This window comes from Pseudomonas sp. 57B-090624 (assembly GCF_003234055.1).
Taxonomy (GTDB): Bacteria; Pseudomonadota; Gammaproteobacteria; order Pseudomonadales; family Pseudomonadaceae; genus Metapseudomonas; species Metapseudomonas tohonis.
The window spans coordinates 23642-45614 of sequence record NZ_QKRU01000058.1 but is presented as its reverse complement, the minus strand read 5'-3'; the positions used below and the strand labels follow the sequence as shown (position 1 = coordinate 45614).

The following is a 21973-nucleotide window of genomic DNA, read 5'->3' as shown; positions in this document are numbered from 1 at the left end:
GGGTGGGCGGGCCGGGCAGCACGCTGACCTTTTCCTGGGCGATGCGCTCGAGCATCGCCGGCACGTCGAACACCTGCTGCGGCAGGATGCAGCAGCCGCCCATCAGCGCAGCCAGCCAGCCGGCCTTGTAGCCGAAGCTGTGGAAGAAGGGGTTGACGATCAGGTAGCGGTCGCCCGGGCGCAGGCCGACCATGGCGCTCCAGTCGCGGACGATGCGCAGGTTCTGCCCGTGGGCGCTCATCACCCCCTTGGGCTTGCCGGTGGTGCCGGAGGTGAACAGCAGGTCGCAGAGGCTGTCGCCGTCCACCTGCGCCTCGCGCCGCGCCAGCTGCGCCGGCGCTACCGCCTCGCCCAGGGCCAGGAAGGCCTCCCACTCCAGGCAGCCCTCCGCCGTGCCGCGCAGGCACACGCGCCGGCGCAGCGCCGGCAGGTGCTCGCCCGCCAGCAGCGCCGGGTAGTCGCTGCCGAGGAATTCGCCGATGACGAACAGCAGGCTGGCGCCGCTCTCGCGCAGGATGTAGCCCGCCTCGGCGCCCTTCATCCGCGTGTTCAGCGGCACCAGCACCGCGCCGACGCTCTGCAGGGCGATGGCGGCGATGATCCATTCGTGGATGTTGGGCGCCCAGATGGCCACGCGCTCGCCATGGCCCACCTCCAGCGCCAGCAGGGCACGGGCGGCCTGGCAGCGCAGGCGGTCGAGCTGGTGGTAGCTGAGGCGGGTGCCGTCGTCCTCGATGGCCGGGGCTTGGTCGTAACGAACCGCCGCAGCGGCCAGCAACTGGGGGATGGTCAAGGTGCTTTCCAGGTTGGGCATGGGCGTTTCTCGGGCGCGACGGGGCAGCGGCCGGGCACAGGGCCCGGCCGTGGTTGGGGAAGGTGGATCAGGCCTGCGGCGGTGCGAAGCGACGGCCGGCGGAGAAGCCGCCGTCCACGGCGATCATCTGCCCGCTGACGAAGGAGGCATCGTCCGAGGCGAGGAACAGCGCCACGCCGGCCACCTCGTCCGGCTGCCCGGCGCGGCAGAGCATGTGCTGCGAGGCGAAGAAGGCGTGGAAGGCTTCCTGCTCCTTGACCATCTGCGTCATGGGCGTGTCGATCAGCCCCGGGCACAGGCCGTTGACCCGCACATTGGCGTGGCCGTAGTCGATGGCCATGGAGCGGGTGAGCTGGGTGATGCCGCCCTTGGCGGTGTTGTAGGCGGCATTGCCGTCGCACCCCTGGAGCCCGAAGATCGAGCCGAAGTTGATGATCGAGCCGCTGCGCTGGGCCAGCATCGCCGGCAGCGCGTGCTTGCTGGTGAGCATGCTGCCGGTGAGGTGGATATCCAGCACCCGGCGCCATTCCTCGGTGCTGGTCTCGGTGATGCTGCCGCGGCTGGCGATGCCGGCGGCGTTGACCAGGGCGTCGATGCGGCCGAAGCGGCTGACCACCTCCTGCATCACCGCCTCGACCCGCGCCTCGTCGCGCACATCCAGGCTCATGAACAGCGGCGCCGGGCTGACCCCTTCGAGGCTCGCGGCGATGTCCGCGCGCGGCTCGCCGATATCCAGCCCGACCACCTGCGCGCCCTCGGCGGCGAAGCGGCGGACGCAGGCCAGGCCGATGCCCGATGCGGCACCGGTGATGACGGCGACCTTGTTCGACAGACGTGCCATGGGGAAACCTCCTTGCTTGTTCTTGGAATGGGGTTTGCGGCGCAGTCTACCCAAGGCGAAAGGCGTGATGATCGTCCGTTGGGACTAGCCGGCGTTCGTGGCCAAGCGTGGTAGCCCGGACTTCAGTCCGGGCATGCCTGGCTCCGCTCCCCGGGCTGAAGCCCGGGCTACATGACTCCTAGGCCTGGTGCCGTAGGTAAACCAAGAAAAAATCCCGGCCGGAGCCGGGCGAAAATTGGCACAGAACTACAGGCTCAACACCGCCCCGCAGGGCGGTAGCACCCGGCTGTCACCCCGGGAACTTGAGTTTCAGCCGCGCGCTGCCGGCGCGGCCCTGGCATGCCAGGGTCCAGCCTTCGGCGAGTTCGGCGGGGCTGAGGATATCGTTGCGGGCGAGCAGCACCTCGCCCTCTTGCACCTGGCACATGCAGGCGCCGCAGAAGCCCTCCTCGCAGGAGAAAGGCACGTCCAGACCGGCGGCGCGGCAGCTTTGCAGCAGGGTGTGCCCCGGCTGCACCGGCACCTCGGTGAGTTGGCCGTCCAGCTCCACCAGCAGCTGTTCCACGGCAGCGCCGTCGGGCACCGGCAGGGGCTCGCCGGCGTCCGGGTCGGGCGGCGAGACGAAGCGCTCCACATGGATGCGCGCGGCATCCTCCCCCAACCCCAGCAACGCCCGCTCCACGGTGTCCATGAAGGGGCCCGGCCCGCAGATGTAGAACTCCGCGCCGGCATGGCCGCGCACCAGCTGGCGCACCTGGCCCTGGTCGAGGAAGCCCTGCACCGAGTCCAGCACGTGCACCACCTCCAGCCGCTCGATGTGGGCGCGGGCGATGGCGCGCAGCTCGTCGCGGAAGATCACCGAGGCCTCGTCGCGGTTGGCGTACACCAGCTTGATGCGCCGCGTGCTGGTCTTCAGGGCCGACTTGAGGATGGAGAACACCGGGGTGATGCCCGAGCCGCCGCCGAACAGCACCAGGTCGTGCTCGCCCGGGCGCAGGTGGAAATGCCCGGCGGGCGGCAGCACCTCCAGCCGGTCGCCGGGCTGCACCCGGTCGTTGAACCAGTTGGACACCCGCCCGCCGTCCACCCGCTTGATGGTGACCTTGGGCAGGGCGTCGCAATCCGGCGAGCTGGACATGGAATAGCAGCGCGTCAGCCGCTTGCCGCCGAGGTCCACGCGAAAGCCGAGGTACTGCCCCGGCTTGTAGCGGAAGCGCTCCTGCAGCTCGGCCGGCACCCGCAACACCAGGGAACGGCTGTCGTGGGTCTCGGCGATCACCTCGGCCACCTCCAGGTGGAAGGCGCCGGACTGCTGGGTTTCGATCACGAGTGGCTGCGCGCTGCCCATGGCCATCTCCGTTCAGAGCAGGCCGCTGATGGTCTGCGCGTTGTCGATGCGCAGCTCGCTGCCGCTGATGAAGCGCGACTCGTCGGAGGCGAGGAACAGCACCAGGGCGGCGATATCCCGGGGCGAGCACATGCGGTTCAGCGGGTCCTTGTCCAGTTCTTCCTGGGGGATCGACTGGAACCCGGTCAGGGCCTGGGTCATCGGCGTATTGATGCCGTCCGGGTGCACGCTGTTGCAGCGGATACGGTAGCCCTGGTGCTTGCAGTGCAGCGCCACGGAACGGGTCAGCGCCGCCACCGCGCCCTTGGAGGCGGAATAGGCGCAGAAGGCCGGCATGCCGCCCAGGGCCGCTACCGAGGACATGTTGACGATGGAGCCGCCGCCACTGTCCTTCATGGCGCCGATGGCGTACTTGCAGCCGAGGAAGTAGCCGTCGCTGTTGATGCGCTGCACCTTCTGCCACAGCTCCAGGCTGGTGTCCTCGACGCTGCCGACGGCGAGGATGGCGGCGTTGTTCACCAGCACGTCGAGGCGGCCAAATTTCTCCAGGGTGAGCTTGATGACGTTCTGCCAATCCGCCTCGCTGGCGATGTCCTGGCGGATGAACAGCGCCTCGCCCCCGATTTCGGCGGCCACCTGGCGGCCGGCCTCTTCGTTGAGGTCGGTGAGCACCACCCTGGCGCCTTCGCTGGCCAGCAGCAGCGCGTCTTCGCGACCGACGCCACTGGCGGCGCCGGTGACGATGCAGACCTTGCCTTCGACTCGTTTCATCGTTGTTCTCCTTGATAAGCCAGAGCGGCACGAACCAGGCCCGCCACATGGGCGCCGACCCGACGCCCGGAATGGACGCAGTCGGCCAGCGACAGGCCGGATACATAGAAATTGGAAGCGACCCCCACGGCGTTGCGGCCGGCGGCGAACAGGCCGGCGACCGGCTGGTTGTCGGCACCGAGCACCTGGCCGCTGCGCTCGCACACGGCGAGGCCGCCGAGGGTGATCACCGGGCAGGGGAAAAGCCTGCTGGCGAAGGACAGGTCCAGGGCGTACCAGGGCCCGGCGTCCAGCTCGGCGAGGAAGCCGCGCGACTTGCCCAGCGGGTCCTCGCACTCGCCACGGGCCGCGGCGCCGTAGTCGGCGAGGGTGCGCCGCAGGTTGCCCAGCGGCAGCCCGCTGCGCTCGCTCAGCTGCGCCAGCGAGTCGCCACGGCGGGCGTTGAACAGCATGTTGAGCACCGCCGGCAGGCGCTGGAAGCTCCACACCTTGCCGGGGCCGACCTGGGCGAAGGCCTCCTTGATCAGCGCGCGGTTGAGGATGAGCACGGCACGGCCGCCCTGCTCCTCCACCATGACGTGGCCGAGCTTGGCGCCGTAGACCTCTTCGTTGCAGTAGCGCAGGCCCTGGTCGTTGACGATCACCCCACGGGCCCAGGCCAGCGGCGGGTTGATGAAGCGCCAGGCGCTGGCCCGCTCCATGCGTTCGGTGCGGCCACCGGCGCTGATGCCCAGGCGGATGCCGCTGCCGTCGCAACCGCTGGTACCCAGGGGCAGGCCGTCGAGGTAGCGCGGCGCGTGCACGCCGAGCATGGCGCGGTTGAAGACGAAGCCGCCGGCACTGAGCAACACGCCGTGCTCGGCGCGGATCAGCCGGCGCCGTGCATGCTCGCGTTCCAGGCTGCGCAGGCGGCGGCGCCAGCGTTCGGCCAGGGCCGGCGCGTAGGGGTGGATGGCGTCGGTCCAGCGTGACAACCGCGCATGCCGCTTCGCGGCACGGCTGCCGATGGGCAGCTCCCAGGCCTCGACGCCGATCACGGTGCCGGACGCATCCAGCACCAGGCGCTGCACTTCGCACTGGCTGCGCAGGCGCACGCCCAGGCGCAGCGCGCTGGCGGCCAGGGGGCGGAACAGGTTGATGCCGGACATGCCCGAGCCCAGGGCGCGATGGCCACGGGGCGCCGGCCGGGCCTTGGCGGCGTATTCGGGCACCGCTTCGTTGCCGGAGTAGTAGAGGAAGTACCGGTCGCTGGGGTAGGAGGTCTTCAGCGGCGGCACGCTGCCCTGGAAGGCGGCGCCCTGGCGCTCCAGCCAGGCGAGGTTGGCGCGGCTGGCGTCGCAGAACCCGCGCAGGGTCTCGGCGCTCACCGCCTCGCCCACCTCTTCGCGCAGGTAGGCGTACATGGCCTCGGGCGTGTCTTCGACCCCGGCCTCGGCCTGCTGCGGCGTGCCCCCGCCGGCGTAGACCACCCCGCCGCTGCGGGCGGTGGCGCCGCCGCCGGCGAAACGGTCCAGCGCCAGCACCGACAGCCCCTGCTCGGCAGCCTCGATGGCGGCGCACGCACCCGCGCCGCCGAAGCCGACCACCAGCAGGTCGGCGCTGTCGTCCCAGTCCAGCTGCGCGGCGTCATGCACGCGCAGCGGGGCGTGCGGGTCCTGCGCCATGGCCGTCATGGCGCGCTCAGCTCGCCACGGCCAGCGCAGAGGCGGTGGTGGTGTAGGCGCCGTCGAGGTAGACCAGCGGGCTGATCTCGGCGCTGTTGTGGATCTCGACGATGCGCCCGATGAACACGGTGTGGGTGCCGTAGCTGAAGCGCCCGTCCTGCTGGCAGAGGATCGCCGACTGGGCATCGCCCAGGTAGGGGATGCCGCCGGGGCCGGTGCGCCAGTCGCCGCGCTGGAACCGCGCCTCGCCCTTCACCGGGCCGCTGCACAGGTGCGACAGCTCTTCCTGCTCCAGCCCGAGGATGTTCACGCAGAAATCCGCCCCGGCCTCCAGCACGGCGTGCAGGGAAGCGGTCTTGTTCACGCAGATCAGCAGCGACGGCGGCTCGGTGGAGAGCGAGTCCACCGCCGTGGCCGACATGGCGAACCGCTCGCGGCCATTGCTGGTGGTGATGATGGTCACGGACTTGGCCAGGCGACGCATCGCCTGGAGCATCTCGCCCTTCAGTTCGGCCTGGCTCATGGCACTGCCCTCTTGTGGTTCTCAGGTGCCGTCGATTCTTCGCCAGCGCCCGGGACCGGTCATCGTCCGAGGGGACTAGTTGGGTGAGGAGGGGCAGAGGCATGACCGCTGCGTAGGGTGGCGGTCGCTTTTTACCTCCACCAGGCGGGGCCAGGTCGGCGCGGGGCTACAGGGCTCCATCCAGAGCCGAGCGGGAAGAACGGTGGGCTGAAGCGGAGCGCCGCCCGGCCCACCCTACGAAGCATCGCGAATGAATTCGCTCCCACGGGAAAGCCAGCTGCGTAGCCTGGGCTTCAGGGTGACGGAAAGCTTCGCGAGCAGCGCTCGCTCCTACCGTGCGTGCGCCGGCATATGGTCCGTTTGAGGGATGCCCTGCGTTTTTGCGGTTGCTTGAATGCCCGCGAGAGGCGGCAAGCCCTTAACCGGAGGACAACAGAAATGCTCGACCACGACCTGATCCGCCAACGCCTGAAACAACGTGCCCGTGAACTGGTGCCGGTGCTGCGCGAGCGCGCGCCGCTGGCTGCGAAGCGTGGCCAGCTGCACGAGGAAACCCTGCGCGACCTCCAGGAGGCGGGGTTCTTCCGCATGCTGCAGCCCGCGCGCTGGGAAGGTTACGAGCTGGAGCCCGGCGACTTCTTCGACGTGCAGATGACCCTGGCCGAAGGCTGCATGTCCTCGGCCTGGGTGCTGGGGGTGGTGGCCATCCACAACTGGCAGCTGGCGCTGTTCGACGACCGCGCCGCGCAGGATGTCTGGGGCGCGGATTCCAGCGTGCTGATCTCCTCGTCCTATATGCCGGTGGGCAAGGTCACCCGGGTGGAGGGCGGCTTCCGCCTCAGCGGGCGCTGGGGCTTCTCCTCCGGCAGCAGGCATTGCCAGTGGGCCTTCCTCGGCGCCATGGTGCCGCCGGAAAAGGACGGTGACGCCCCGGACTACCGCACCTTCCTGGTGCCGCGCAGCGACTACCAGATCCTCGACAACTGGGACGTAATGGGCCTGGAGGCCACCGGCTCCCACGACGTGCAGGTGCAGGACGCCTTCGTACCGGAATACCGCACCCACCGCTCCATCGACGGCTTCCTGCAGAACAGCCCGGGCAACGCGGTGAACACCGCGCCGCTGTTCCGCCTGCCGTTCGGGCAGATCTTCGTGCGCGCGGTGTCGTCCGCCACCATCGGTGCGCTGCAGGGCGCCATCGACCTGTTCGTCGAGGCCAACAGGAACCGCATCGGCGTCAACGACGGCCGCAAGATCGTCCAGGACCCCGGCGCCCAGAGCGCCCTGGCCAACGCCATGGTCACGGTGGACGAATGCCGCAGCGTGCTGCTGCGCAACTTCGAGCTGATGATGCAGCGCGCCCGCGCTGGCGAGCCGCTGACCATGGCCGAGCGGGTGAAGATGCGCTACGACTCGGCCATCGTCCCGGACAAGTGCGCCCAGGCGGTGGAGACGCTGATGTACAACAGCGGCGCCTCGACCATCTTCCGCCAGCACGGCATCAACCGCGCCTTCCGCGATATCCACACCGGCCGCGCCCACGTCGCCAACTGCCCCGGCAAATACGCCCTCAACCTCGGCGCGGTGGGCATGGGCCTGGAGAGCAGCGACTTCTTCCTCTGATACCCATGAGGTCACGCTCTTCGTCGGGTGGATGACGCTCTTCTCATCCACCGTCGGAGTTCGGTTCGGCACCGCCTGGTGGACAGGAAAGGCGCTGTCCACCCTACACAAGGGGTCACGCTTTTCATCCATCCTCGGCGTGCCGTGCCCGCCCCTCACAACACCTGCCACGACGCCCGCCCTGCGCGGGCGTCGTGCCGTTCGGGAGACCTGCGGGGGATTAGTCTGTTTGGGGGATTCAGCCCCGTTTTGCTTGCCACACCATGCGCCCAAGGCCCGATGTTCCGGGCCGACCAGACCAAGAACGACAAGGGCCAAAGCGCATGAAATTTTCCCTGATCTACGAGGCACAGACGATCGACGCCAGCCGCGAGGGCGACCGTCGCATCTTCGACGAAACCGTCGAGCAGGCGGTGCTCGCCGACCAGCTCGGCTTCGACACCTTCTGGTGCGTGGAACACACCGCGCTGACCAACTACTCGCACATGTCCGCCCCGGAGACCATGCTCGCCTTCGTCGCCGGCAAGACCGAGCGCATCGGCATCGGCCACGGCGTGGTCTGCCTGCCCCCGGCGATGAACCACCCGGTGAAGGTGGCCGAACGCATCGCCACCCTCGACCTGCTGTCCAAGGGCCGCGTGCACTTCGGCGTGGGCAAGGGCGGCACCCAGCAGGAAGCCGGCACCTTCGGCTACGACCTGGCGACCCTGCAGCCGCAGATCGACGAGGCCATGTACCTGATCCCGAAGATGTTCGTGCAGGACGAGATCGAACATAACGGCGACTTCGTGAAGATCCCCCGCCGCCCCATCCACCCCAAGCCCTACCAGGACCCGCACCCGCCGATGTACCTGGCCTGCACCAACACCGAGTCGCTGAAGAACGCCGGCGACCGTGGCATGGGCGCCCTGGTACTGGGCTTCGGCGGCCCCGAGGAGATCGCCAAGAAGGTGGCCGTGTACCACGAGGCCTGGGACAACCGCGACGCGAAGCAGCAGGTGGGCTTCCGCCCCAACCGCCACATCGCCGCGCTGTGCCCGGCCATCGTCCTGGATGACAACGAGAAGGCCCGCGCCATCGGCATCCGTGGCCAGCGCTACTTCATGGAGTCCCTGGCGTACTGGTACGCCGGTGGCGAGCGCCCGGACCCGGAAAAGTGGAAGGACGATACCTTCGTCGACGGCAGCGGCCAGGCGGTGATCAAGTCGCGCTTCGCCTCGGAGGAGGTCACCGTGGACTTTTCCGACCCGACCATGGCGATGATGAACCCCAACCACGCCTACGGCACCGTGCAGGACTGCATCGGCTACGTGCAGCGCCTGATCGACGCCGGCGCCGACGAGATCCTCTTCATCTGCCAGATGGGCACCGTGCCGCAATGGGCACAGATCGAGACGCTGAAGAACATCGGCGAGCATGTGATCCCGTACTTCCGCAAGCGCAGTTGACCGCTGCCAGGAATACCCAACGGGCCTCCATGAGGCCCGTTTTTTATTGGGCGACGATTCGCGAGGTGGCGCCCGGCCCACCCTATGAGAGCCGTATGGTCCGTACACAGCGCGTAGGGTGAGCTTCAGCCCACCGCTTTTCGATCCGCCCGGTGCCTGGCCGTTTTTGGGCTCTGCTGATGGCCGGGGAAATCCAAGGTCTGCCCCTGCCCTTTTGCGACCTACCCGGGTTCGTCGTGTGCATGGCCTTTGGTGGGCTGAAGCCCACCCTACGAAAGCCGGATGGTGCGTGCACAGCAGCGCTGCGGAGTTTCAGGTTCGACTCCGCCTGGTGGAGGTAAAGAGCGACCTCCACCCTACGTAGCGGTCATGTCCGCGCGGAGGCATGAGGGTACGTGTAGGGGCGAATTCATTGGCTCTGTCTGCGTTAAGTGTTGCTAGGGGATTTGAGTCCAGCTGATTGGCGAGTTCTGGTGATGTTTCTGGTTTCGCCCACCCGGGCGAGTCCCTTTTAACAATCGCCTTAAAAGGAACCAAAAAGGCTTGCCCCATCATCCGGCCCCGGCTTCGCCGGGGTTCCCTCACTCCATCGTCGCTCTGGGGGCCGGCGCGATGGGCCATCCATGGCCTGGCGCGCCTCTCGCGGCATCCATGCCGCTCGTCCCCCGGCGCAACGACTGCGTTCGGCCTCCTGGAGGGGCGTTGGCGGCTGCTCCAACTTTCTTCGTCCAGCGCATCACCACAGGTGCGCACAGGCTTTCGTAGGATGGTGTAGAGCGAAGCGAAACCCATGCGGTGAAGGTGGCAGAAATACCCCGGCGCCCGGAAAGCACCGTGCTTGAGCGCCTGCATTAAAACCACAACAGCTAACGCAGGCAGAGCCAATTCATTCGCCAAGCGGTGCGCAGCGCCGCCGCTCTCGTGGGAGCGAATTCATTTGCGAAGGGGGTTCACAGAGAAGCGAAAGAACCGCCCGGACGACGCCGGGCGGCTGTGGATAACCTTCAGATCACCCGTGCCGGGTGCTGCGTGCGCGGTTCGCCTAGCATCTCGCGGTAGGACGGCGGCTGGCGGCCTTCGGCTTCGCTGATGCCGTAGCCCTGGGCCAGCTCGGCGGTGACCAGGGTCTGGCCGGAGAGCGTTTGCAGTTGCGGGTCCTGCAGCAGCGCGTGGATGACGCGGCCGTTGAACTCCGGGGTTTCCGCCTGGGCGAGGAAGGCTTCGTACTGGTCGGCACGGGCGGCGCCGGCGATGGCGGTGCGTTCGGTGCGCTGGGGGCCGAGCCACAGGGAGACGGCGGCGACGCCGGTGCCTTCGAAGTCCACCGCCATGTCGGCGGCGAACTTGTCCACGCCCGCCTTCTGCGCGCCATAGGCTGGGCCGTGCATGTAGCAGCCGGCGCCGTAGGAGGAGACGAAGGCGATCAGCCCACGGCCGCTCTTCAGCAGCAGCGGCGCTGCGTGGTAGCTGGCGACATAGGCCGAGCGCAGGCCAACGTCGAGGATGTCCACCAGCTCCAGGGGCTTCTCCCAGAAGGGGCCGGGGTCGATGAGGTTCTCGTGGAGCAGGGCGGCGTTGTTCACCAGCAGATCGAGCCGGCCCTGCTCGCGTTCGATGCGGGCGAAGAGTTCGCGCACCTGCGCGTCGTCACGGTGGTCGCAGGGCACGGCGATGCCCTGGCCGCCCGCGCGGTTCACCGCCTCGGCGGTTTCCGCGAGGCTGCCGGGCAGCAGCTGGCCGCGCAGGCGGCTGGCGCTCTGGCTGGCGGAGCGGCCGCTGAGGTAGACGGTCATGCCCGCCGCGCCGAGGGCGATGGCAATGCCCTTGCCGACGCCACGGCTGGCGCCGGTGACCAGGGCGATTTGGGGGGTGTTTGCAGTCATCGGGATTGTTCCTCTTCGTGGGAGCGAATTCATTCGCGAAAAGGGCCGCGCAGCGGCCCCATGGAGGTTCAGGAGGGCAGGCTTGCAGCCTGCTTCGCGAATGAATTCGCTCCTACCGATCGTTCGTCCCCACCGTGGATATGGCTGGCCGCGAGGAAGCCGAAGACCATGGCCGGGCCGATGGTGGAGCCGGCGCCGGGGTAGGTGCGGCCCATCATCGAGGCGGCGCTGTTGCCGATGGCGTAGAGCCCGGCGATGGGCGTGCGGTCCTCGCGCAGCACGCGGGCGTGCGGGTCGGTGAGCAGGCCGCCCTTGGTGCCGATGTCGCCGGCATTCACCTGCACCGCGTAGAACGGCGGTTTCAGCAGCGGCGCCAGGCAGGGGTTGGGCTGCACGGTGGGGTCGCCGTAGTAGCGGTCGAACAGCGACTCGCCCTTGTGGAAGTCCTCGTCGCGGCCGGCCACCGCCATAGGGTTGAAGCGCTCGACGGTGCGCAGCAGGCCGCCGGCATCGATGCCGATCTGCCGGGCCAGTTCGCCAAAGCTGTCGGCCTTGTGGAAGTAGCCCTGCAGGTGCCTGGGCAAGCGCTGGTCGGGCATGGCATAGCCCGGCAGCAAGGCGCCGCAGGGGTATTTGCGGCGGAACTCGGCGTCGAACACCAGCCAGCAGGGCACGCTGGTGGCGGCCTCGCTGTCGTGCTCGTACATGGCGTAGACGATGTCGGTGTAGGGCGCGGCTTCGTTGACGAAGCGCTGGCCGGCCGAGTCCACCAGGATGCAGCCCGGCAGGGTGCGTTCGACGAACAGCGCGCGCTGCTTCTCTTCGCCCTGCACCTGGGTGGTCGGCGCCCACCAGCTGTGCTCCATCAGCGCCGTGGCAGCCCCCAGGGCCTGGCCCGCGCGGATGGCATCGCCGGTGTTATAGGGCGGCGTGGCGCTCCAGTCGCTGCGCGAGGGCTGCGGGTGGTACTGGCTGCGCATGGCCTGGTTGCGTTCGAAGCCGCCGGCGCCCAGCACCACGCCCCGGCGGGCCTCGATCAGCAGGCGCTTGCCCTCGCGCACCACCTCGGCGCCGACCACGCGGCCGCCCTCCTCGATCAGCCGCTCCAGGCGGCACTCCAGCCAGAGAGGCACGTTACGGTCCAGCAGCGAGCGACGCAGCGCGGCGACCAGGGCGTTGCCCAGGGTGAGGAAGCGGTCGCGCCTGGAGCGCAGGCGCCCGGGCAGGTCGCACCAGTAGCGCCCGAGGATCTTCAGGGTCAGGCCCAGCCAGCCGGGGCCGCGACAGAGCAGGACCTGGGCCTCCTTCATGGTCATGGCCGCGCGGCCCATCATCAGGGTGCCGGGGGACGGCTCGCGCATGCGGGCGAACTCGTCGCCCAGGAGGCGCGCATCGAAGGGCAGCGGGTCCATGGAGCGGTAGCCCGGCTTGCCGCCGGGTACCTCCGGGTAGTAGTCGGCGTAGTGCGGCTGGGCCTCGAAGCGCACGTGGGAGTGCTCCTCGAGGTAGCTGACCACCTGGTGGCCGTGTTCCACGTAGGCCTCGATGCGTCCGTCATCGATCTCGCCGTGGGTCACGGCGCGGATATAGGCGATGGCCTCGGCCGCCGAATCCTGCCCGCCCAGCGCGGCGATACGGTGGTTGCAGGGCACCCAGATGCCACCGCCGGAAACCGCCGAGGTGCCGCCGTAGCGGTCGCTCTTCTCGATCACCAGCACCCTGGAGCCAAGGTCGCGGGCACGCAGGGCGGCAGTCATCGCCCCTGCGCCCGAGCCCACCACCAGTACGTCGCAGGTGTCGTCCCACCGCAGGCTGTTCGCGCTCATCGGGTCACTCCCCTTGTTGTTCTGTTTGCGCAGTCCCGATGGATTCTCGGCAGCCACCCACACGCCAACATCGTCCGATGGGACTAGCGGCGACAGACAGCGGATCGACCGTTCCAGTTAGTCCTATCGGACGATGCTCCGTGCATTCGGTGACCACATAGTCGGCCCGCCACACCCACTCACCCCTGGGCCTGGCAGTCCGAGCCGTGCCCAGACACGCCGAGAGCGAAAACAATGACAAGAACAAGAAAACGCCTGCTGCTTGCACCGCTGCATCACGCCGTCCGCCTCGCCGCCCTGGGCCTCGCCCTGGGATACGCCGGGCAGGGCCACGCGCTGGCCTTCCAGCCCAGCGATGACCTGAAGATCTCCTGGGACACCACCCTGACCTACGCCCTGGCCTGGCGTACCGAAGCCCGCGATCACGCGCTGTCGCGGGGCTACCCCAACGCCGGCATCGCCAACATCGACGACGGCAACAACGCCTTCGACCGGGGCAGCCTGATCACCAACCGCGCCAGCTTCCTCACCGAGGCCAACTTCAACTGGCGCGGCGACTTCGGCCTGTTCATCCGCGCCAGCGGCTTCTACGACGACGTCTACAACCGCAGCAACGACAACGACACCGGCACCTCCAACTGCTACGCCGGCGGCCAGTGCACGAAGCCCAACCGCTTCTCCGACGACACCGTCGACCAGCACGGCCGCGACATCCGCCTGCTGGACAACTACCTCTATGGCGCCTGGGACATGGGCGGCCACGACCTCAACCTGCGCGTGGGCGACCAGGTGGTGAGCTGGGGCGAGAGCCTGTTCATCAGCAACGGCATCTCTTCGGCCATGGCGCCGGCCGACGGCACCAAGGCCAACACCCCGGGCGTGGAGGTGAAGGAGATCTTCCTGCCGGTGGGCCAGGTGTTCGGCCAGATCAGCCTCACCGACAACCTCGGCCTGCAGGCGTACTACCAGTACGAGTGGGAGAAGACCGAGATCGACGGCGTGGGCAGCTTCTTCTCGGTCACCGACCAGATGGACGAAGGCGGCTTCACCGACGCCTTCGGCATGACCCGCCGCCTGCACGACGACAAGCCCGGCGACAGCGGCCAGTACGGCGTGGCCATGACCTACGTGGCCGAATCGCTGAACAACACCGAGTTCGGCCTGTACTACATCCGCTTCCACGACAAGGCGCCGACCCTGGACTTCCTCAGCCACTGGAACAGCGGCGAGTACCAGGTGCGCTACTTCGACGACATCGACCTCTACGGCGCCAGCTTCTCCACGGTGGTGGGCGAGACCAACGTCAGCGGCGAGGTGAGCTACCGCGACGGCCAGCCGGTGCTGGTGGACACCGGGCTGACCCCGCACGCCGTGCGGGCCAAGACCGTGCAGGCGCAGGTGTCCTTCATCCACGCCTTCGGCAACCTGCCCATCGCCGACAACACCACCCTGACCGGCGAGCTGGGCTACAACGAGGTGCTCGACAACGACCGCGCGCCGAGCTTCAACGTCTTCGTCCCGGACGGCCAGGGCGGTGCCATCCCCATCACCACCGCGAACACCGACAGGCTCTACAACGACAAGAGCGCCTGGGGCTACACCCTCAACCTGTCGCTGGAATACCTGAACCTCTTCGAGGGCTGGGACCTGACCATCCCGCTGATCTACAGCCAGTCCCTGGGTGGCGATTCGTCGCTGGCCGGCAGCTTCGGCATGGGCGAAGGCGATGACCGCCTGGGCATCGGCACCACCTGGCGCTACCTCAACAACTTCACCCTCGAGGCCCGCTACAACGCCTTCCTGGGCGATGCCGGCGACACCCCGCTGGCCGACCGCGACAACGTCGGCATCAGCGCCAAATACAGCTTCTGAGCCACCGCAGCAGGAGAGTCGAGATGCACGCTTACCCACACAAACCGCTCCTCGCCGTCCTCTTCAGCGCCACCCTGGCCAGCACCCCGGTGCTCGCCAAGGTCAGCCCCGAAGAGGCCGCACGCCTGGATCAGGACCTGACGCCCATGGGCGCCGAGAGAGCCGGCAACGCCGACGGCAGCATCCCCGCCTGGAGCGGCAAGTGGCTTGGCGCACCGCCCCATGTGAAGTTCGACGGCACCGGCCACAAGCGCCCCGATCCCTATGCCGGCGAGCAGCCGCTGTTCACCATCACCGCCGCCAACCTGGAGCAGTACAGGGACAAGCTCTCGGAGGGCCAGGTGGCGCTGCTCAAGCGCTACCCGGACACCTACCGCATCCGCGTGTACCCCAGCCATCGCGACTTCCGCTACTCCCCGGTGGTGGAGGCCAACATCCGCCAGAACGCCCTCGACGCCGAACTGGTGAACGATGGCTATGGGGTGGTCAACGCCTACGGCGGCTCGCCCTTCCCCATTCCCAAGAACGGCTTCGAGCTGATGTGGAACCAGAACCTGCCGGCCCGCGCCTGGAAGGAGGAAGCCACCTACAAGATGGCCCTGGTACTGGCCAACAACAATCGGGTGGAGGAGAAGGTCGGCTACCAGATCCTCTCGCTGTGGGACGACCCCAGCGGCTCGGTGGCGACCTTCGATGGCACCCAGGCCTGCGCCATGATCAGCACCCAGGAACCGGCCCGGAAGAAGGGCGAGATCATCCTCAGCTGCGACTCCAGCGACCCGGTGGCCAAGCCGCGCCAGTCCTGGCAGTACCTGCCCGGCAACCGTCGCGTGCGCCGCGCGCCCACCATCGGCTACGACACCCCCTACGGTGCCGGCGGCTTCCGCGTGATGGACGAGGACCGCCTGTTCAACGGCGCCCCCGACCGCTACGACTGGAAGCTGGTGGGCAAGCAGGAGATGGTCATCCCCTACAACAACTACGCCCTGGACGACCCCGACCAGCCGGTCAGCGAGCTGACCGCCGGCACCGGCCACCTCAACCCCGACCACGTGCGCTTCGAGCTGCACCGCGTGTGGGTGCTGGAGGCCAACCTCAGGGAAGGCAAGCGCCACGTCTACGGCAAACGCCGCTTCTACATCGACGAGGACAGCTGGGCAGCAGCCCTCGGGGACAACTACGACGGCAAGGGCCAGCTCTGGCGCACCAACATCCAGACCTCGGTCTACGCCTACGAGGTGGAAGCCTTCCACGCCCGCGTCGCCATCTACCACGACCTGCTCGCCGGCTCCTACCTGGCCGATCGCCTGGTCAACGGCCTGGCGCCGGCCCGGCTCAATGACGCCACCTTCGACGCCAGCTACTTCACCGCCGCGAGCCTGCGCAAGCTGGGCAAGTGATCCGGCACCGCCCCGGTACCTGCCGACCCCATCGGCCGGGCCGGGGCACCCCCTGACCCAACCGGAAGCCCCCCAACGATGTCGATGAGATCATTTTTGCCCCTGGCAGGCGCCCTGCTCGCCACCAGCCTCGCCAGCCTCGCCAGCCTCCCGGCACAGGCCCGGGTCACGCCCGAGGAAGCCGCCCGCCTGGGCCAGGACCTGACCCCCACCGGCGCCGAGCAAGCCGGCAACGCCGACGGCAGCATCCCCGCCTGGAGCGGCAAATGGCGCGGCGCCCCACCCCAGGTGCAGTTCGCCGGCAGCGGCACCAGGCACCCCGACCCTTACGCCGGCGAGCAGCCGCTGTTCACCATCACCGCCGAGAACGTGGCGCAGTACGCCGACCAGCTTTCCGACGGCCAGAAGGCGCTGTTCACGCGTTATCCACAGAGCTTCCGCATGCCGGTCTACCCCAGCCACCGGGACTTCCGCTACGCCCAGTGGGTGGAGGACGCGATCAGGCAGAACGCGCTTCAGGCCGAGCTGGTCAACGACGGCAACGGCGTGACCAGGGCCTATGCCGGCCCGCCCTTCCCGATCCCGCAGAACGGCTTCGAACTGATGTGGAACCACAACCTGCACACCGTGGCCTGGAAGGAAGACGCCAACTACAAGATGGCCCTGACCCTGGCCAACGGGAGCCGCCAGTTCGAGCTGGTGAACTACAAGATCCTCTCGCCCTGGACCGACCCCAACGGCAACGCCGCGAGCTTCGACGGCACCCAGGCGCATTTCATGATCACCACCCTGGAGCCGAGCCGGAAGAAGGGCGAGATCTTCCTCGGCAACGAGTACAGCGACCCGCTGGCCCAGCCCCGCCAGAGCTGGCAGTACCTGCCCGGCAACCGCCGCGTGCGCCGCGCGCCCACCGTGGCCTATGACACGCCCTACGGCGCCGGCGGCTTCCGCGTGATGGACGAGGACCGCCTGTTCAACGGCGCGCCGGATCGCTACGACTGGAAGCTGGTGGGCAAGAAGGAGCTGTTCATCCCCTACCACAACTACCGCCTCGACGACCCGGCGGTGACGCTCGACCAGCTGTTGGCCACCAAGGGCCACCTCAACCCCGATTACATGCGCTACGAGAAGCATCGCGTGTGGGTGCTGGAGGCCACCCTCAAGCCGGGCAAGCGCCATATCTACGGCAAGCGCGTGATGTACCTGGACGAGGACACCTGGGCCGCCGCCCTGGCCGACAACTACGACGGCAAGGGCAACCTCTGGCGCACCAACATGCAGGCCTCGATCTACGCCTATGAGCTGCAGGCCTTCCATGCCCGCGTGGCGGTCTACCACGACCTGATCGCCGGCTCCTACCTGGCCGACCGCCTGATCAACGACCAGAGCGCGCCGAGGCTAAACGCCAGCGATTTCGATGCCGGCGACTTCACCGTGGCGAGCCTGCGCAAGCAGGGCCGCTGATCCCGGGCATGACGTCGGCGGGCGCCGCACAGGCGCCCTCTGGCGCCGCAGTCGCACCTCGACGACCTGTAACAAATGGACTTTAAGGTCAGCTTTTTACCGAGCCCATCCAACGAGAGGAAAACAACAATGACAACACTGCTCCGCGCCAGCATCGGCCTGGCCGTTCTCGGCCTGTCCCTGCAGGCCAATGCCTTGAACATTCTCCTGACCAACGACGACGGTTGCCGCGCCCCCGGCATCGAGGCCGTGTACCAGGCGCTGATCGCCGCCGGCCACCAGGTGACCCTGGTCGGCCCGCAGAACGACAGCAGCGGCATCGGCGCCGCCAGCATCGTGGTGCCCGGCCAGGCCGTGGCCATCACCCAGCTGGCCCAGGGCAAGTACTGCGTCGGCGCCCCCGCCGGCTACGTGCCGCCAGCCGGCAAGACCTCGGCCATCGGCACCCCGGTGGACGCGGTGAACGTCGGCCTCGACCTGCTGCTCAAGGACAACCGCCCGGATCTGGTGGTCTCCGGCACCAACTTCGGCGACAACGTCGGCCCGCTGACGCAGATGTCCGGCACCGTCAACGCCGCCGTGCGCGCCATGTACAAGGGCGTGCCGGCGGTGGCCGTGTCCACCGCCATCGACCTCAAGCTGATCGCCCAGGACCCGCAGGCCGGCTACAAGAAGACCCTCGACGCCATGGACGACACCGCGCGCTTCGCCACCCGGGTGATCGGCCGCGCCGCCGCCATCGGCGCCGAAGCGCGCCGCGTGTGCGAGAAGAGCCACGGCAAGGCCAAGGCCTATTGCGACACCAATGTCATCGGCCTGCCGGGCAACACCGGGCTGAACATCAACTACCCGGCCCTGGAAGCCGGCCAGGTGACGGGCGTGGCCTTCGCCCCCATCAGCGATTGGGGCAACGTGGTGTTCGCCCCGCAGCAAGGCCCGGACGGTGTGGTGCGGGTCAACCTGGTCGCCCCGCCCGCCCCCACCGCCGAACAGAAGCAGGGCGACGCCTGGCAGCTGTCCCTCGGCAAGGCGGTGATCACCCCCATCGACGGCAACTACACCGCCGCACCCTTGGTGCAGGTGCAGACCAGGCTGATGCTGCTGGGCGTGAAGCCCTGATCGCTGCGATGAACGCGTGACAGGAAGCCCCCGCATGGGGGCTTTTTGTTGGGTGGATGAATTCACGATCGGCTGTGCAGGTCGGGTGAAACCCGGCGCGACATGGCGCACCGATGGTGGACCGGTGGAGCGGGGTCCACCCTACGCGCGGTTCGGGTTTTGTCGGTTGGGTTGAGGGACGAAGCCCAACGGTGCAAGGCCGAGCGAGGGCGCGTTGGGCCCCATCCTCGAGCCAATGCAATGTGCTTTCCGGCGACATCGCTTGGTGGATGAAAGGAGCGTCATCCACCCTACATCCCGGTCAACCCCGGAGCTGGGCCAAACGCAACTGCCACCTGCAAGCACGAACCGTAGGATGGTGTAGAGCGCAGCGAAACCCATCACCGCCAGCACGGTGCTTCCGGCGAGTCCGAGGTGCGCGCAGCACACCCTACGTCCGAAGTGAGCGGCGGCTGCGTGCTCCGAGGTCTGATTGCGCCCCTTCTAGGGGGCCAAAAGCAAAGCCACGTTCTAAGAACGTGGATTTTTACTCCGGCTCCGCTGGGCTGAAGGGAATGAATTCGGCGACCTCCAGCTCGAAGCCGGAGACCGCCTTGTAGCTGACCGGGAAGCTCAGCAGGCGCATGCGGCGCACGCCGACGTCGCGCAGGATCTGCGCGCCGATGCCCAGGGTGCGCTGGGGAAAACTCGGCGGCCGGGGCTTCTGCGTGCCCTGTTGCAACTGCTCGATCACCGCCTCGGGGGCTTCCTGCTGGGCCAGCAGCACCACGACGCCGGCGCCCTCCTCGGCCACTCGCGCCAGGGAGCGGTCGAGGTTCCATTGGCCGGGGTGGCTGTCCAGGAGGTCACGCAGGGTTTCCACCGCCTGTACCCGAACCAGTGCCGGCTTGTCGCGGCGCACTTCGCCGCGCACCAGGGCCAGGTGCAGCTGGCCCTGGTAGTCGTCGAGGTAGGTCAGCACCTGGAATTCGCCGTGGCGGGTCTGCAGGGGGTACTCGCCGGAGCGGCGGATGGTGCCTTCGTGGAGGATGCGGTAGTGGATCAGGTCGGCCACGCTGCCGAGCGGCAGGCCATGACGCTGGGCGAAGTCGCGCAGGGCCTGGCCACGGGCCGGCTCGCCCTGCTCGTCGAGGATGCCCACCAGCACGGCGGCGGGCATGAGCCCGGCCAGGCGAGCCAGGTCGCAGGCCGCCTCGACATGCCCGGCGCGCTGCATCACCCCGCCGGGCTGGGCTCGCAAGGGGAACACGTGCCCGGGCTGCACCAGGTCGGTGGCGACGCTGGCCGGGTCCACCGCCACGGCGATGGTGCGCGCGCGGTCGGCGGCGGAGATGCCGGTGGTGACACCGCTGCGCGCCTCGATCGACAGGGTGAAGCCCATGCCGTGACGCGCTCGCGAGTGGGGCACCATCAGCTCCAGCCCCAGCGCCCGGCAGCGCTCCTCGGTGAGTGCCAGGCAGATCAGCCCGCGCGCATCCCGGGCCATGAAATTGATGGCCTCGGCGTCGGCGTGGCCGGCGGCGATCACCAGCGAGCCTTCGCCTTCGTCCTGGTCATCGGTGATCACCAGCATGCCGCCGCTGGCCATGGCTTCGATGAGGCGTTGCGGGCCGTCCATCAGTTCAGTGCCTGGCGCAGGTCGGCGGCGGCGGACTCCAACGCCGCCTGGGCGGCGGTGACGAAGGCGGCCATGCTGACGAAGCCGTGGATCATGCCGGCGCAGCGTTGCAGGCGGGTCTTCACACCCGCCTCCTGCAAACGCCGGGCGAAGGCTTCGCCCTCGTCGCGCAGCGGGTCGAACCCGGCGCTGAGCAGGGTGGTGGGCGGCAGGCCGGCGAGGCTTTCGGCGCGCAGGGGCGAGGCCAGGGGCTCGTCGCCCTGTTCGGGGGCTTGCAGGTACTGGCTCCAGAACCAGCGCATCTGCTCGCGGGTGAGGAAGTAGCCTTCGGCGAATTCGTTGTAGGAAGCGCTGTCGCAGGCGGCGTCGGTGACCGGGTAGAACAGGCACTGGTAGGCGATGCGCGGGCCCTGCCGCGCCTGTGCCAGTTGGCTGACGGCGATGGCCAGGTTGCCGCCGGCGCTGTCACCGGCCACGGCCAGGCGGCTGGCATCGAAACCCAGCTCCCGGGCGCGGCCGACCAGGTCGCAGGTGGCGGCGTAGCCATCCTCCGGCGCCGCCGGGAAGCGCGCCTCCGGCGCCAGGCGGTAGGCCACCGAGACCACCACCGCGCCGCACAGGCGGGCGAGGCTGCGGCAGAGGTTGTCGTGGGTGTCGAGGTTGCCGATGACGAAGCCGCCGCCATGGAAGAACACCACCAGCGGCAGGCTGTCGCTGTCCTCGGGCCGGTACAGGCGGGCATCCAGCGGGCCATCGGCGCCAGCGAGCTTGAGGTTGCGCACCTCGAACAGGCGCTCGCCAGGCACCGGCGGCATGAGGTTGTCGCAGAACTGGCGGTACTGCTGCGGGTCGAGCTGGCCGTAGTCGGGCTGCGGCATGCCGGCGAACTGCTGGAGCACGGCGGCGATCTGGGGATCGAGGGACATGGAGGCGCTCCTTATATGTCGGCCATCTGGAAGACCGGGTTGGTCTCCTCGAGGATGCTCGCCATGCGCCGCTCCAGCGCCGGCTTGAAGCTCTTGTGCGGCAGCAGCCAGAAGCGCCCGGCGGCGATGCCGGCGAACACCTCGCGGGCCAGCTCGCGCGGGGCCATGCCCTGGCGGATGCTGCTGTCGAGCAGCGCGTCGAGCTGCCGGGTGGCCGCGCCTAAGGGGCTGTTGGACCCCATGATGTCGCTGGCCACCGGGCCCGGGCAGAGCACCGAGACGGCCACCTGCGACTGCTGCAGGGCGAGTTCGTAGTGCAGGGTTTCCGAGAGCGCGACCACCGCCTGCTTGCTGACGGTGTAGGGCCCGAGCAGGGGGCTGCAGACCAGGCCGGCGAGGGAGGCAGTGTTCACCACCTGTGCGGGGCGGCCCTGGGCCAGCAGCAGGGGCACGAAGCTGCGGACGCCGTTGACCACGCCGCCGAGGTTGATGTCCAGCAGGCGTCGCCATTGCGCGGCGTCGATCTCCCAGCTGAAGCCGGTCTGCATCACCCCGGCATTGTTGAACAGCAGGTCGACGCCGCCGAAACGCTGCACCGCGAGATCGCGCAGGGCCTCCACCTGCTGCGGGTCGCCGACGTCGCCCACCTGCGTGGCGACCTCCGTGCCCTGCCCTTGCAACACCTCGGCCAGGGCCGCCAGGCGTTGCCCGTCCACATCGCTCAGCACCAGGCGCAGCCCGCGCGCGGCGGCTTCTTCCGCCAGCCCACGGCCGATGCCGCCGGCCGCCCCCGTGATCACTGCCACCTGACCCGCTTCGATCTGCATGCGTGA

The 21973-nt window shown here is 68.6% G+C and carries 17 protein-coding genes; 6 read left to right on the top strand and 11 right to left on the bottom strand.

Annotation, left to right across the window (positions count from 1 at the left end):
• The 6 genes from DMX10_RS23790 to DMX10_RS23765 form a co-directional block, all read right to left on the bottom strand.
• A partial coding sequence (locus tag DMX10_RS23790; protein ID WP_146603055.1) for an AMP-binding protein occupies positions 1-814 on the bottom strand: 814 nt, incomplete at its 3' end.
• Between the two features lie 67 nt (positions 815-881).
• The gene (locus DMX10_RS23785; protein ID WP_111263409.1) at positions 882-1655 is read right to left on the bottom strand and encodes an SDR family NAD(P)-dependent oxidoreductase; all 774 of its coding nucleotides are present in this window, start codon (positions 1653-1655) and stop codon (positions 882-884) included.
• A gap of 289 nt (positions 1656-1944) precedes the next feature.
• A complete protein-coding gene (locus tag DMX10_RS23780; protein ID WP_111263408.1) occupies positions 1945-3003 on the bottom strand; it encodes a ferredoxin--NADP reductase in 1059 nt (352 codons plus the stop codon).
• A gap of 12 nt (positions 3004-3015) precedes the next feature.
• Positions 3016-3774 carry a glucose 1-dehydrogenase gene (locus DMX10_RS23775; RefSeq protein WP_111263407.1) on the bottom strand — a complete coding sequence of 253 codons (759 nt, stop codon included), beginning with the start codon at positions 3772-3774 and terminating at the stop codon, positions 3016-3018.
• Positions 3771-5447, bottom strand: a complete 1677-nt coding sequence (locus tag DMX10_RS23770; protein ID WP_111263406.1) for an FAD-binding protein — start codon at positions 5445-5447, stop codon at positions 3771-3773. The genes DMX10_RS23775 and DMX10_RS23770 overlap by 4 nt, the downstream gene beginning before the upstream one ends.
• A 7-nt stretch (positions 5448-5454) precedes the next feature.
• On the bottom strand, positions 5455-5961 hold the full coding sequence (locus DMX10_RS23765) for a flavin reductase family protein (protein ID WP_111263405.1): 507 nt from the start codon (positions 5959-5961) through the stop codon (positions 5455-5457).
• A 438-nt stretch (positions 5962-6399) separates the two neighbouring features.
• On the opposite strand from DMX10_RS23765, the gene DMX10_RS23760 reads away from it, so the two are divergent.
• Positions 6400-7584, top strand: a complete 1185-nt coding sequence (locus DMX10_RS23760) for a flavin-dependent monooxygenase (protein ID WP_111263404.1) — start codon at positions 6400-6402, stop codon at positions 7582-7584.
• A 323-nt stretch (positions 7585-7907) separates the two neighbouring features.
• Positions 7908-9032 carry an LLM class flavin-dependent oxidoreductase gene (locus DMX10_RS23755; protein ID WP_111263403.1) on the top strand — a complete coding sequence of 375 codons (1125 nt, stop codon included), beginning with the start codon at positions 7908-7910 and terminating at the stop codon, positions 9030-9032.
• 1004 nt (positions 9033-10036) lie between these two features.
• Here the strand turns inward: DMX10_RS23755 and DMX10_RS23745 are convergent.
• Together DMX10_RS23745 and DMX10_RS23740 are read right to left on the bottom strand one after the other, a co-directional pair.
• Complete coding sequence (locus DMX10_RS23745) at positions 10037-10915, bottom strand: SDR family NAD(P)-dependent oxidoreductase (RefSeq protein WP_111263401.1); 879 nt, start codon at positions 10913-10915, stop codon at positions 10037-10039.
• A gap of 68 nt (positions 10916-10983) precedes the next feature.
• Entirely contained in the window at positions 10984-12741 is a 1758-nt protein-coding gene (locus DMX10_RS23740; protein WP_111263400.1) for an FAD-dependent oxidoreductase, read from the bottom strand.
• A gap of 234 nt (positions 12742-12975) precedes the next feature.
• On the opposite strand from DMX10_RS23740, the gene DMX10_RS23735 reads away from it, so the two are divergent.
• The 4 genes from DMX10_RS23735 (at position 12976) to surE (ending at position 18596) form a co-directional block, all read left to right on the top strand.
• Complete coding sequence (locus DMX10_RS23735) at positions 12976-14613, top strand: DUF1302 domain-containing protein (RefSeq protein ID WP_111263399.1); 1638 nt, start codon at positions 12976-12978, stop codon at positions 14611-14613.
• Positions 14614-14636: 23 nt separating this feature from the next.
• Positions 14637-16013 carry a DUF1329 domain-containing protein gene (locus tag DMX10_RS23730; protein ID WP_111263398.1) on the top strand — a complete coding sequence of 459 codons (1377 nt, stop codon included), beginning with the start codon at positions 14637-14639 and terminating at the stop codon, positions 16011-16013.
• An 84-nt stretch (positions 16014-16097) separates the two neighbouring features.
• Positions 16098-17477: a DUF1329 domain-containing protein gene (locus DMX10_RS23725; RefSeq protein WP_218281336.1), complete on the top strand. Its 1380-nt coding sequence runs from the start codon at positions 16098-16100 to the stop codon at positions 17475-17477.
• A gap of 129 nt (positions 17478-17606) precedes the next feature.
• On the top strand, positions 17607-18596 hold the full coding sequence (surE, locus tag DMX10_RS23720; protein WP_111263396.1) for a 5'/3'-nucleotidase SurE: 990 nt from the start codon (positions 17607-17609) through the stop codon (positions 18594-18596).
• 526 nt (positions 18597-19122) lie between these two features.
• Here the strand turns inward: surE and ribB are convergent.
• Genes ribB through DMX10_RS23705 form a run of 3 tightly spaced genes read right to left on the bottom strand, consistent with a single transcriptional unit; the run spans position 19123 to position 21967 of the window.
• Positions 19123-20214 (bottom strand): 3,4-dihydroxy-2-butanone-4-phosphate synthase, encoded by a 1092-nt coding sequence (gene ribB, locus DMX10_RS23715; protein WP_111263395.1) that lies wholly within the window; start codon positions 20212-20214, stop codon positions 19123-19125.
• Complete coding sequence (locus tag DMX10_RS23710) at positions 20214-21140, bottom strand: alpha/beta hydrolase (RefSeq protein ID WP_111263394.1); 927 nt, start codon at positions 21138-21140, stop codon at positions 20214-20216. Before DMX10_RS23710 ends, ribB begins: the two co-directional genes overlap by 1 nt.
• An 11-nt stretch (positions 21141-21151) precedes the next feature.
• Positions 21152-21967 (bottom strand): SDR family NAD(P)-dependent oxidoreductase, encoded by an 816-nt coding sequence (locus tag DMX10_RS23705; RefSeq protein WP_111263393.1) that lies wholly within the window; start codon positions 21965-21967, stop codon positions 21152-21154.
• Positions 21968-21973 lie beyond the last annotated feature (6 nt).

What these genes read in the sequence shown, in the direction of transcription:
- DMX10_RS23740 (WP_111263400.1), bottom strand. Translation starts at nt 12,741, where the DNA reads ATGAGCGCGAACAGCCTGCGGTGGGACGACACCTGCGACGTACTGGTG.
- DMX10_RS23775 (WP_111263407.1), bottom strand. Translation starts at nt 3,774, where the DNA reads ATGAAACGAGTCGAAGGCAAGGTCTGCATCGTCACCGGCGCCGCCAGT.
- DMX10_RS23765 (WP_111263405.1), bottom strand. Translation starts at nt 5,961, where the DNA reads ATGAGCCAGGCCGAACTGAAGGGCGAGATGCTCCAGGCGATGCGTCGC.
- DMX10_RS23730 (WP_111263398.1), top strand. Translation starts at nt 14,637, where the DNA reads ATGCACGCTTACCCACACAAACCGCTCCTCGCCGTCCTCTTCAGCGCC.
- DMX10_RS23735 (WP_111263399.1), top strand. Translation starts at nt 12,976, where the DNA reads ATGACAAGAACAAGAAAACGCCTGCTGCTTGCACCGCTGCATCACGCC.
- DMX10_RS23760 (WP_111263404.1), top strand. Translation starts at nt 6,400, where the DNA reads ATGCTCGACCACGACCTGATCCGCCAACGCCTGAAACAACGTGCCCGT.
- surE (WP_111263396.1), top strand. Translation starts at nt 17,607, where the DNA reads ATGACAACACTGCTCCGCGCCAGCATCGGCCTGGCCGTTCTCGGCCTG.
- DMX10_RS23755 (WP_111263403.1), top strand. Translation starts at nt 7,908, where the DNA reads ATGAAATTTTCCCTGATCTACGAGGCACAGACGATCGACGCCAGCCGC.
- DMX10_RS23780 (WP_111263408.1), bottom strand. Translation starts at nt 3,003, where the DNA reads ATGGGCAGCGCGCAGCCACTCGTGATCGAAACCCAGCAGTCCGGCGCC.
- ribB (WP_111263395.1), bottom strand. Translation starts at nt 20,214, where the DNA reads ATGGACGGCCCGCAACGCCTCATCGAAGCCATGGCCAGCGGCGGCATG.
- DMX10_RS23710 (WP_111263394.1), bottom strand. Translation starts at nt 21,140, where the DNA reads ATGTCCCTCGATCCCCAGATCGCCGCCGTGCTCCAGCAGTTCGCCGGC.
- DMX10_RS23725 (WP_218281336.1), top strand. Translation starts at nt 16,098, where the DNA reads ATGAGATCATTTTTGCCCCTGGCAGGCGCCCTGCTCGCCACCAGCCTC.
- DMX10_RS23745 (WP_111263401.1), bottom strand. Translation starts at nt 10,915, where the DNA reads ATGACTGCAAACACCCCCCAAATCGCCCTGGTCACCGGCGCCAGCCGT.
- DMX10_RS23770 (WP_111263406.1), bottom strand. Translation starts at nt 5,447, where the DNA reads ATGACGGCCATGGCGCAGGACCCGCACGCCCCGCTGCGCGTGCATGAC.
- DMX10_RS23705 (WP_111263393.1), bottom strand. Translation starts at nt 21,967, where the DNA reads ATGCAGATCGAAGCGGGTCAGGTGGCAGTGATCACGGGGGCGGCCGGC.
- DMX10_RS23785 (WP_111263409.1), bottom strand. Translation starts at nt 1,655, where the DNA reads ATGGCACGTCTGTCGAACAAGGTCGCCGTCATCACCGGTGCCGCATCG.